General features: G+C 46.6%; 8 protein-coding genes. 2 read left to right on the plus strand and 6 right to left on the minus strand.

Annotated elements, in window-relative coordinates:
• Positions 1–181 precede the first annotated feature (181 nt).
• Both HP401_RS22525 and HP401_RS22530 read right to left on the minus strand, forming a co-directional pair.
• The gene (locus HP401_RS22525; RefSeq protein ID WP_173606590.1) at positions 182–775 is read right to left on the minus strand and encodes an ABC transporter substrate-binding protein; all 594 of its coding nucleotides are present in this window, start codon (positions 773–775) and stop codon (positions 182–184) included.
• 116 nt (positions 776–891) lie between these two features.
• On the minus strand, positions 892–2,391 hold the full coding sequence (locus HP401_RS22530) for a malate:quinone oxidoreductase (RefSeq protein WP_173606591.1): 1,500 nt from the start codon (positions 2,389–2,391) through the stop codon (positions 892–894).
• 349 nt (positions 2,392–2,740) lie between these two features.
• Here HP401_RS22530 and HP401_RS22535 point away from each other — a divergent pair, with 349 nt between their 5' ends.
• Positions 2,741–3,289, plus strand: a complete 549-nt coding sequence (locus HP401_RS22535; RefSeq protein WP_173606592.1) for a hypothetical protein — start codon at positions 2,741–2,743, stop codon at positions 3,287–3,289.
• 38 nt (positions 3,290–3,327) lie between these two features.
• Here HP401_RS22535 and HP401_RS22540 read toward each other — a convergent pair whose 3' ends face one another.
• Positions 3,328–3,774: a DMP19 family protein gene (locus tag HP401_RS22540; protein ID WP_173606593.1), complete on the minus strand. Its 447-nt coding sequence runs from the start codon at positions 3,772–3,774 to the stop codon at positions 3,328–3,330.
• Positions 3,775–3,905: 131 nt separating this feature from the next.
• Between HP401_RS22540 and HP401_RS22545 the strand changes: the two genes are divergently transcribed.
• Complete coding sequence (locus HP401_RS22545) at positions 3,906–5,285, plus strand: SMI1/KNR4 family protein (protein ID WP_173606594.1); 1,380 nt, start codon at positions 3,906–3,908, stop codon at positions 5,283–5,285.
• 71 nt (positions 5,286–5,356) lie between these two features.
• Here HP401_RS22545 and cysI read toward each other — a convergent pair whose 3' ends face one another.
• From cysI to HP401_RS22560, 3 genes are all read right to left on the minus strand, one after another.
• A complete protein-coding gene (gene cysI / locus HP401_RS22550) occupies positions 5,357–7,078 on the minus strand; it encodes an assimilatory sulfite reductase (NADPH) hemoprotein subunit (protein ID WP_173606595.1) in 1,722 nt (573 codons plus the stop codon).
• Between the two features lie 34 nt (positions 7,079–7,112).
• Entirely contained in the window at positions 7,113–8,939 is a 1,827-nt protein-coding gene (locus tag HP401_RS22555) for an assimilatory sulfite reductase (NADPH) flavoprotein subunit (RefSeq protein WP_173606596.1), read from the minus strand.
• Positions 8,940–9,094: 155 nt separating this feature from the next.
• Positions 9,095–12,247, minus strand: a complete 3,153-nt coding sequence (locus HP401_RS22560; RefSeq protein WP_173606597.1) for a hybrid sensor histidine kinase/response regulator — start codon at positions 12,245–12,247, stop codon at positions 9,095–9,097.
• Between the last annotated feature and the right edge of the window lie 37 nt (positions 12,248–12,284).

The raw sequence follows: 12,284 nt of genomic DNA on the forward strand, positions 1-12,284 counted from the left end.
GTTGCACCAGGATTGATTTTGATTATACATTCAAACTCAATCAAAAACAATCATTAATAGTCATAATCAGTCAGTGATCGTTCACTCCTTCGGATAACAGACAAAGCCACCCCAACTCATCGAAGTGGCTTCCATATGAATCTATCCTAAACTTAGCTTGCCGAATGAACGAGGCCGCGCCCTACTCTGCCTTCATTTTTTCAAGGACAAGCGCTATCGATTTCTCCTTGATGTGGGGGAAATCACTGATGATCCAGTGAGGAACGACATATACATGATTGTTTTTGACTGCTTTTAACTGTTGCCATACAGCGCTGTTAGTTAACTCTTGGAATCTCTTATCGGATTCTTCGTCTGGACCCTTGGCTGGATTTCCAACCTGAATGAAAATATGATCTGGATTCAGCTCCGGCAATTTTTCCATAGAAATAACTTCAAACTTTTTCATAGCTTCCACTTGAGGGAGCGGCTTCAATCCCAAATCGCGGGCAATCGTCGCGGCAAACAGCTGATTCGGACCATGAACCCGATATTCTTTTGCCATGGCATAGGGCTTGATGCCAAGAGCGTAAAGAGAGTCAGCCAGCCGATAATCAAGCACTGCGATTTTCTTCGCCTCCCCTTTTATGGTGGTTTTTCCGGAATAGTGTTCAATGACCCGCTGTGCGGATGATTGATTGTTACGTGCAGTAGACATTTGTTCCTGGCTAGCACCGCAGCCGATGAGGAACAAGCAGCTTACCAGAATGAAAGAAAACGTGCTATTCTTTTTCAAGCTTGTCATCCTTACTCTGCTTTCCTTTTGAATTTTGTCCTTTAGCCTCCTATGAAAAAAAGAACCTCCAATCCAAAAACGGATCGAAGGTTCACTGTAAGATTGCCATTAACTAATTAACTATAAGCCAGTTCCTTCTCGCTTAGACCCAGCGCCTCGTCAGTCGAACGTTGAATCTCGTGGAGAAGCTCTTGGTTTTGCATGAGTGACACGCCATAAGAAGGAATCATTTCTTTGATTTTCGGTTCCCACTCTGCCATACGTTGTGGGAAGCATTTTTCTAATACCTCAAGCATAACCTGAACAGCTGTAGAAGCACCTGGAGATGCGCCGAGCAATGCAGCTACGGAGCCATCAGCGGCACTAACTACTTCTGTACCAAATTGAAGGGTACCTTTTCCTGCTGGTGTATCCTTGATAACTTGCACGCGTTGGCCCGCTACCACGATACCCCAATCCTCGCTTTTCGCATTCGGAATGAACTCCCGTAGTTCTTCCATGCGTTTTTCATGCGACAACATAACTTGCTCGATCAGGTATTTGGTCAATGCCATTTCTTTTACGCCTGCCGCCAACATCGTGATGACGTTGTTCGGTTTTACGGAAGTGATCAAATCCATATTGGACCCTGTTTTTAAGAACTTTGGCGAGAATCCCGCAAAAGGTCCAAACAGCAAGGATTTTTTATTGTCGATGTATCTGGTATCCAGATGCGGTACCGACATTGGAGGAGCGCCAACCTTTGCTTTACCGTACACTTTTGCATGGTGCTGCTCAACGACTTCCTGATTTTTACAAACCATGAACAATCCACTTACCGGGAAACCACCGATATGTTTGGACTCTGGAATACCGGTTTTTTGGAGCAGATGCAAGCTTCCGCCGCCACCGCCGATAAAGACGAATTTGGCAATATGCTCTTCGATGTTACCAGTGCCCATATTGTACACTTTTAATTTCCACATGCCGTCGCTCGTACGTTTGATATCCTCAACAGCATGTTTGTAGTTAATCGCGACGTCTTTCGTCTTCAGATAATCAAACAACATGCGTGTCAAAGCACCAAAATTGACATCCGTACCAGTGTCTATTTTTGTTGCAGCTATTGGTTCATTCGATGCGCGGCCTTCCATGATGAGCGGAATCCATTCCTTCAGTTTTTCAGGGTCATCGGAGTACTCCATCCCTTGAAAGAGAGGATTGTTTGCCAGCGCTTCAAAACGCTTCTTCAAAAAGCTTACATTCTTTTCACCTTGCACCATACTCATATGAGGTATTGGCATGATAAAGTCTTGCGGATTTTGGATGAGATTGTTTTTTACAAGGTAAGCCCAGAATTGTCTGGACAGCTGAAAATGTTCATTGATTTTAATCGCTTTGCTAATATCTATAGACCCGTCAGCTTTCTCGGATGTATAGTTCAGCTCACAGAGTGCCGCGTGGCCAGTACCCGCATTATTCCATTCGTTCGAGCTTTCTTCGCCTGCTTTTGCGAGTTTCTCAAAAACTTTGATTTCCAACTCCGGTGCCAATTCTTTTAGTAATGCTCCCAGAGTTGCGCTCATGACACCTGCACCAATCAAAATAACGTCTGTTTTTTGCTGTATGGAGCTCATATTACCCTTCCTTATCTACTGTTTTTGTAAAAAAGAAGTAGTAGCTCCTTGCCCCGTTGCAAGACGCTACGAAAACATCTTACCTTTCACAACTATAACTATATCATAGAAATTATTTATTGATTCAATTATCTATTATAATTAGAGGATTAATAACTATTTAATGTTGGTAAAACAGGGAGGATTCCGCAAACGGTACCTGCCGAACCCATAAAAACCATTGTCTTATCTCAATTTCTTGCAGGGATGAAGGATTTGGTTTGTTATTACCAGTGAGGAGATTAGCATATAAATTCCGTTGTGACTATGGTATATACTGGAAATGTCTCATATCTAAGGAGAGATGGAGATGAACTCTTTGACCCACCTGACAAACAACATTCCGTGGCAGCGTTTGACGACAGCCTATGGCAGAGGGACGGACATTCCGCAGCTTATACAGACCGGGCAATATGAGGAATTGGCCAATCTAATCGAGCACCAAAGCACCTTGTGGCAGACGACGCCTTGGGTGCTGCTGATACTCCTGCAGAAGCTTTCCAAACAAAAACCAGAGCAAGTCTCTTTGCAGGAAATTCAGTTGTACTTGGCTGTAGCTTCTGCTATAAACGTGGACGAAACGGATTCACAACATGCGGTTGAGACCATGAACGAGCTTTTGGACGAAAAGTACTTATGGCCAGAGGACGAGGAAGACGATGAATTATGGTGGGAAGAAGAGGAGCCGCGGGGCTATGAGCAGGAAGCATTTTTCAGCTATTTTTCTTACAGTTATTTGCTGCTAAAGGACGCCATTCCCGTTTTCACTGCGATTATGGAAGAGAATGATAAGCTCGCTCCCGCTATTCAAGAGCTGCTGCTTATGCTCCTGTCAGAAGGGGAACGTGCTGTCGAATAGGTATCGGAGTCTCTTTGATAATACCCACCCCCGTCACCTTATGATGGGGTAGGTACTCCTAGCTGCTGTACGTAATATCGATGGGCAACTTCTGCAATGCGATCCTGGTCTTCCCAGAAGCTCTGATCAAGCTTATCCAGCCGTTCTGCCTCTTCCTCAGTAAGAAACTGTGGAATATCCCAAAGTTGGGTGAGGCGGTTGTCCTCTGACAAATGCTCGATGCAGGCATATCCCGACTGGACGATTTCGAGTGCATGGACTGCCCCGATGGCTTGTAAGGCCCGTACTGCGTAGATATATGCCTCTTCTCCCCAGTTGCAAAAAAACTGCAAAAACCCGCCGTTATATACATCAGCTTCCAACAACCATAGGGCGGCAATCTCTTGTTCCTGTGAGGTCAGTGTGTTCCAGCCCGAAGCATTCTGTTTCTGTACAAAGGCTGCGGCAAAATCGAACCATACATCATGGATATCCATCTTACTCAATCCCCTTCTAGATCAGCTATGCACAAACAACACGAAATAAATTAATCTTATATGAATACATAATTATTTGGTAGATGGCGGTAGCTTCGCGTGGCTGGCATCTAAGAAAAAGAATCATTTAGGAGGTTGCAATGGATCAGGTACTTATCGAACAATTGAATCGCTGGCATGAAGAAGACGAACAGCAGCGAATTGTGGACTTGCTGTTAACCGTTCCCGAGGAGGAACGAGAGTATGAGGCAATCAGCCGACTGGGCAGAGCTTATAACAACTTGGGGCTATATGAAGAAGCGCTCAACCAATTGAAGAAAATTGCTGAAGCAGGTCAACAAGACCCAGTCTGGCACTTTCGGATAGGTTATGCCCTCTATTATTTGAAAAGATATGAAGAGGCGGCACAAGCATTCCGTACCTCAGACAAATTAGAAACCGGCAATCAGAATACCGAATCATGGCTAAAGTGGAGCTTGCAAAAAGCGGAAAAGCAGCAAAGACAAGAGCTTCGGATGGCAGCCAAAAGGGCAGCGGCTATTGAGGGTTCAGCATCGGAGGAAGTTCCTTTTTCGAACATGTCGTTTGAAGACTTTTGGGACGACAGCGAGTACGCAAAAAAGGCATATCAATCCGCGCCACCCACGGATGAACTGATCGCATCGATCGAGGAAGAGCTAGGATACAAGCTCCCTGCCTCCTATCTTGCACTCATGAAACAGCAGAATGGCGGCATTCCGAAGAACACGTGCTTCCCAACAGAGGACCCTACCTCCTGGGCTGAGGATCACATTGCTATTACGGGCATTCTAGGCATTGGCCGCGAGAAAAGCTATTCGCTCTGCGGGGATCTCGGCAGTCAATTTATGATTGAAGACTGGGGATATCCCGACATTGGAGTCGTCATCTGCGATTGTCCTTCAGCAGGTCATGACGTAGTGATGCTAGATTATCGGGCATGCGGGAGAGATGGTGAACCCGAAGTCATTCACGTCGATCAGGAAAGCGATTATGAAATTACTTTCCTGGCTGAAAACTTCGAGGAATTTATCAGAGGCTTGGTGAGCGAAGAAGAATACGATACCTCCGAGGAGGACAAGGAAGCGGCTCTTTACAAAGTAGCCCACGGGAAGTTTTCTTCCTTACTGGAGGAGCTGTGCACACCCGTATCGGAAGTGGAACAAATCGAACAGAAAATACGCAGCATTTGTACACGGATTGTAGAGGAAAAAGGCTTTTTCTCTTTTCATGCGGATGAACTCTCGTATCTGATGTACGATGTGCAGTTTTGGCTTTACACGAAGTCATATCCCGATACCACTCGCGAACAGTACCTGGCTGTCTATGAGAAAATGATCGCCTTTGGTGGAGAATTCGGGCAAGGCGGCTACGCTCCGGGATGGATTAGCGAGTGGTTGGATCGTCGCAAGGAGGAAGGTCGGATCGTACAGGAAAATGGACACATCCGGTTTACAGATCAGTTCGCAGCACAAGTGATTCAACAGCTTCGAGAAGCCTAAAAAGCATGCAAGCAACAAAGAGCCCACGTCGTCGCGGGCTCTTCTTTTATTCAATTGACTGCTAGGCCGTACTACTCATGAAAATCGAGTCCCGATCTGACTTCTTTCACATACCCTGCCCGAATGACGAAATCTCCGAAGTGTTCGCCTTCTTCGCGTTCTTTCGCATACCGATTTAAAATTGGCCGCAGTTCATTCAGTATTTCTGCTTCTCCGATGTTTTCACGATACAGCTTGTTCAATCGATTGCCAGAGAAACCGCCGCCCAAATACATGTTGTATTTACCGACAGCCTTCCCAATAAAAGAGATTTCTGCGAGTGCAGGTCTTGCGCATCCATTTGGGCACCCTGTCATGCGAATGACGATCTCCTCATCGCGCAAACCCGCCTCATCCAAGATCAGCTCGATCTCATCCAGCAGTGTAGGCAAATAACGTTCTGCCTCAGCCATCGCGAGTCCGCAAGTCGGCAACGAAACACAAGCCATGGAGTTTCTCCGGAGTGCAGAATAGGTAGCTCCATCGGTGAGCCCGTATGCTTGAATGATTTGTTCAATTTCTGGCTTCCTTTCACTGGTGACATTCCCAATGAGGAGATTTTGATTCGGCGTCAGGCGGAAGTCACCTGTATGCACCTTGGCAATCTCCCGCAGGCCGGACTTCAGGAGGTAGTTGTCCTCGTCTTTTACACGGCCATTCTGAATGAAAAGGGTAAAATGCCAGTTATCGTCGCTCCCTTTTACCCAACCGTAGCGATCGCCATTATGCTCAAAGTGATAAGGTCGTACCTGCTCCAATTCCCAGCCCAGTCGCTGCTCCAGTTCATGGATAAACCATTCGATTCCGCGGTCGTCGATCGTATATTTGAAGCGAGCATGCTTCCGCACCGCACGATCTCCATAATCTCTCTGGATCATGACCGTTTTCTCGGCAACTTCCAGTACTTGTTCCGGTGTAACGAAGCCGATCACCCGCGCCACCTGCGGATACGTCTTCGGATCACCGTGGGTCATTCCCATTCCGCCCCCGACCGCTACGTTGAAGCCCAGCAGTCGACCTTCCTCATGAATGGCGATAAAGCCCAAATCCTGCGAGAAAACGTCAACATCGTTAGCAGGCGGCACGGCGATGCCAATTTTAAACTTGCGCGGCAAATAGACAGGCCCATAGATCGGTTCTTGCTCTACCCCATCCCGACTGTCGACGACCTTTTCCTCATCCAGCCAGATTTCATGATAGGCGCGGGTCCGGGGGTCCAGATGATTGCTTATTTTCTTGGCCCATTCGTACACCTCTTGATGAACTTCCGACTCGTACGGGTTCGGGTTGCACATAACGTTGCGGTTGACATCCCCACAAGCAGCTAGTGTACTTAGCAAGGCTTCGTTTACTTCTTGAATCACCTGCTTCATATTCCACTTAATCACGCCATGCAGTTGAAAAGACTGACGAGTCGTCAGGCGAATCGTTCCATTCGCAAACTGCTGGGCGATATCGTCCATCATCAGCCATTGCTCTGGTGTGACAACGCCGCCAGCGGCACGCACGCGGACCATGAATTGATAGGCCGGCTCCAGCTTCTGTTTGCTCCGTTCGTTGCGAAGATCCCGATCGTCCTGCATGTAGCTGCCATGAAATTTCATCAGGCGGTTATCATCCTCAGGAATGGACCCAGAGATCCTGTCTTCCAGCGTTTCCGCCAGGCTTCCCCGCAAATAATCGCTTTTGCGTTTAATATCCTCTACGTCGCTGTGAGGAGCACTGTTTGGCGAAAGCAAATGATTTTCTGACATGGTTCCTATCTCCCCTCTCATTCTTTCTCGAAAATCAGTAGACATCTCGCTGATAGCGTTTTTCCTGCTGCAACCGTTTCAAGTACGCAACGGCCTCCTCTGAATCAAGTCCACCCTCTTGTTGGAGAATGGTGACCAGAGCTGCGTGAACGTCATGCGCCATCCTTTTCTCATCTCCGCATACGTATACGTGCGCCCCATCCTGTAGCCATTGATAAAGCTCCTTACTCTTCTCAAGCATCCGGTGCTGAACATACACTTTTTCGCTCGTATCTCGGGAGAACGCGACATCCATATGCGTCAGTACGCCCTGTTTGAGCCAACGCTGCCATTCGAGCTGATAGAGAAAATCTGTAGAGAAATGCTGGTCGCCAAAGAAAAGCCATGTCTTGCCCGTCGCCCCAAGCTCCTCCCGTTCTCCCAAAAACGCACGGAATGGAGCGACACCTGTTCCGGGACCAATCATGATCAACGGGGTGTCCGGGTTGGCTGGAAGCTTAAAGTTGGGGTTGTGCTGCACAAATACTGGCAGCGTATCCCCCGCCTCCAAACGATCCGCGATATAGCTCGAACAAACGCCGTACCGATCTCGACCATGAGCCTGATAGTGAACATTGCGAATTGTCAGATGAACTTCGTCTGGGTAGGACTTCAAACTGCTTGAGATCGAATAGAGACGAGGCGGCAGCTTTCTAAGGATGGAGACAAATTCTTTGGAAGATACGCCCTTCAAATCGTAGTCCTCCACCAGGTCTAGCAAATCCCGATTTCGAACATACTCGCGAAGCTTTTGCTCCTGTCCTTCCGCAAGCAGTTCCCGCAACCCGTTTCCTGATGATAGCTTTACGGCTTGTTCCAAGAGAGGCTTGGTGAGAACCGTGATTTCAAAATGACTGGACAAGGCCTCTTCCAACGTGCGCTCTTCCCCGCTTTTATGAATGGGAACGAGTTCTTCCGACTTCCAGCCCATCGCGTCTATCAGCTCACGGACAAGGTCAGGATGATTTTTAGGATAGATCCCCAAACAGTCACCCGGTTCATACTCGAGACTGGAACCCTCAAGGGAGATTTCCAGGTGGCGAGTTTCCTTATCTGATCCCCGACCGTTCAGATTCAAGTTCTCCAAGACCACAGCCTGAAAGGGATTCGACCGTGAATATTCGGTCTGTGACCCTGACCCGATCACTGCACTGCCCACGATTGCGCTTGCCGCAGCAGCCTGGGTTGCCGAAGTTTCACTGAGAGAAGCCAGGACCTGATTCATCCATTCGGAGGCGTGCTCGTCGTAATCCACATCGCAATCAACCCGGGGAGTAAGACGCTTGCCGCCTAGCTCTTCCAACCGCTTGTCGAACTCCTTGCCAGTTTGGCAGAATAATTCATAAGAGGTATCGCCCAATGCCAGCACGGAAAAACGCAGGCCCACCAATTGCGGTGCTCTTTTGCTGTGTAAGAATTCATGGAAGGAAATGGCGTTATCCGGTGGTTCACCATCCCCGTGTGTGCTTACCACAACAAGCAGGTTTTCAACCTTTTTCAACGCATTCGTCTTGAAGTCGCTCATAGAGGAAAGTGTTACGTGGAAGCCGTGCTCCTGAAGCTTTCCGGTCAGCACCTTGGCAAGCTTTTGGCTGTTCCCGGACTGAGACCCGAAAAGCACTGTCACCTCTTTGGAAATGACTGGCCCATTCACAGCTAAAGTGGCTGGAAACCCAGCGGCTATCGGTGCTTCCACTTTGTGAAGAGCTGCAAGATATCCGCTCAGCCAAACCTTTTGCACCTCTGAAAGAGTGGGCAGCAACTGATTTAGGAGCTCTACTTGTTCCTGACTAAAAGGACTGTCTGTCACCTTAAGTACCAACGATATGCACCTCACACGAGAAAAAGTTAATTCCGAGTAATCTTATATGATTATTTACTTTAAGCTACCACAGTGAGTAGAACCCGAGCAATTGGAATTCGTTATTGTCATCATAAGTTTTACTAATCGTTGGAAAACAACAAAGAACCCCGATCCTACGATAAGGAATCGGGGTGTTTTTCACTCAAATTCTTGCTATTCAACTTGTTGCGTACATGAAAAGTTACTTTTGTCCCTGTACCTTGCCTACTTTCGATATGAAGCCCTGTTCCAAAGTGCCGTTTTAACCGCTGATCGGTATTGATCAATCCGACTCCTGACCTGCTATCTGCTTTTCTTTCCAACAGTCGTTGTATTTGATCTTCGTCCATTCCGATCCCATCGTCTTCAACGGTTATTTCCACATGCGTTTCCTGAACAGAAATCCGAATCGTAATTTCCCCCCCACGAATGCGGTTCATCACACCATGTTTGATCGCATTTTCAACGAGAGGCTGGATCGTAAGAAAGGGGATTTTTACATCCTCACAGTCATCTATCTCCCAAACAACTTGCAGCCTTTCTTCAAACCGAACCTTTTCAATATACAAGTAAGAGCGCACCAAACTTAGCTCCGTTTCGATCGGAACAAGCCCGTCCATATCTTCAAATTTGAATTTATTCCTCAAAAAATTGCTAAACTCGTAAAGCAAATCGCGCATCTTATCCAAATTAATGTCACTTAAAGCTGTTACCGCGCTCAACGCATTAAATAAAAAATGAGGCTGGATTTGCGCTTGCAGCCATGCAGCTTCTAATCGCAGTTGTTCCCGGACGGATTGTTTAATCGTAGTAAGCGCCTCGATCCGCGATTTTATTTCCATTCCCTCTATTGGTTTGGTCACGTAATCGTTTGCTCCCGCTAAAAAACCACTTTGAATATCTTTTGGTTGGCTTCTCGCGGTAAGGAGCAAAACAGGGAGCTCTGTGAGTGTAAACCGCTCGCGGATCATTCTTGTCAGCTCATAACCGGACATCTGCGGCATCATAATATCGGAGATGACCAGATCCCATTCCCTTGTATCCAATATGGCTAATGCTTCCTTCCCACTGGTCACCATTGTTACCTCATATTCGTCTGGAGGTAGTATGGCTTCCAGCACCTGAAGGTTAACAGGGTCATCATCCACAATTAACAGGCGCGGACGATCGCGATTTACTTCCAATAAAGTTGTTGGTTTCGTAGCCCAAGAGCTCTCCGCTTTTTCCTGAATCGGCATAGGTTGTACGACTGACGGTTCGAATGACCGAGAAACAGCTACCTCTTCCTCCGCTTCCATATGTGCCAGCTGTAACGAAAAGGTAAATGTCGAGCCTTTCCCTAAAACGGAGGACACATCCAACGTACCTCCATGGAGCTCAACCAGCTGCTTGCTTATACTCAGACCTAACCCAAAGCCACCTTCAATCATGGTCTCGCTTGTGCTGGCTTGTTCATACGGGTGGAACAGGCGCTTTTTCATGTCCTCGTCCATTCCGATCCCTGTATCATGAATCTCAACAAAAGCCCTGCCGTCCTTGGCAAACGCTTGAATGGAAACGATCCCTTCATTCGTATATTTCATAGCATTATGAAGTAAATTGAAAACGATTTGAATCACCCGGTTCTCATCCGCGTGTACGGGAGGAAAATCTTCAGGGATTTCATTTACGATTTTTACAGACTTCACATCTGCGTTAAATTGCAGCATATCAAGTACCCCGGTCACGATGGGCTGAATCCATATGGCTTTTTTCTGTAAGCGGGGGTTGCCTTCCTGTAAACTCATCACATCAATCAAATCATTTAATATCAAGGTCAGCCGTCTTCCTACAGATAAAACCGTTTCAAGCTCCTTGATACTCCTTTCCTGCAACAAATGTCGCTCCCGATTTAAAACGGACTGTGACATGTTCAGAATGCTATGTAGTGGATTTTTAAATTCATGTGAAGTGTTGGCCAGAAATTGATCCTTATGGTCATTCATTCTTTGCAAGGTTGCAGCAATTTCTTTTGTGTTGGCATGCATGATGAAATAACCCTTAAACCATACCGTTGCTAAGCACCCCATTGAAATAATCAGATCAAATGGATAGTAGACAAGACTCATGCCGCTTTCCCGCCAGATTAACGACCAAATAAAATGGTGAAGCAACGCAAGAAATGAAAAAAGCAGTAAAAGATTGCCCTTGATATCTTTGATCAATTTCCTAAGGATGGTTATCAACGTGATCACTGCTGCAATACCGGCCACCAGAAAATAAACTGGAAATAACATCGTCACCTGATCAGGGTCTAAAAACAACGTAATGCCAGCAATCCCAAAATTCATCACCCTGTATACAGGATACACCCTGCTCCAATAAGGAAGTTCGCGATGATTCATACACTCCAACAAAGCATAGGCCCCAATGACGAGGGCGAAATTCGTTAATCGAAAATCCCACTCAATGCCGATGTAAAATAATTGGTGGAACAGCTTCTCATCATTGCTTAACACGCTAGTAAGCGCTATACAAAATGTCAGCAAAGAAAAATACAGCAGATTCTTTTTCTTATCTCCTAGTAAAAATAAAATAAACGCATAAGCAGAATGTATGAGAAATATCATGGCTGCCAGAAGCTGCGTAGAAACGGAGACTTTTATTTCCTTTGCAATGGCTTCTTCTGAACCAAATTTAATGGATCGAACAATGCCGCTGCTTCGACCATCCACATAATTTGCCGCCTGAATGACGATGTCGATTACGCCGTTTTCGTCTGCCGTAAAGGTTGAAGAATAAGGAAGATTCTTCGCAATATATTCATCCTCCGACTCGCCCACCTGCCCGGATTTCGCAAGCAAACGACCGTTTACGTATAATTCCGATGCCGTGCGCACGCTGGGTACACGAATGCTATAATTCAGGTCCTTTTCTGGATTTACATACAGCCGCAAGCGATAAGAACCAAATCCATAGGGAGTTGACTTGTCTGTGTGCAAAGCTTCATTCCATCTTCCCGGAACCTGAATAAGCGTTTGCCCCTTCTCGTTTACACCTTGTTGCCGTCTGCCATCCATCAGCCATTGAGAGGGATAAAACTCCCACTCTCCATCTAGCAAGAGAGTGTCGCCACCTTCTGCATTCCAATCACGCAAATCGAATAGCCCATTCTTAATGTCCGCTTGTTGATCACGAAACGATTCCATCCATAAAATCCGCGCACCAGATAGGATGATGAGTAAAAACCCGAGTAATAGTAGGATATGGCTCTTTTTTATTGGGTATTTGGGTGAATGATTTGCCAAGAAGTATTCCTCTCCTAGTCAGTTTCTTCTCTGACAT

The sequence above is a fragment of the Brevibacillus sp. HB2.2 genome (genome assembly GCF_013284275.1).
Classification (GTDB): Bacteria; Bacillota; Bacilli; order Brevibacillales; family Brevibacillaceae; genus Brevibacillus; species Brevibacillus brevis_D.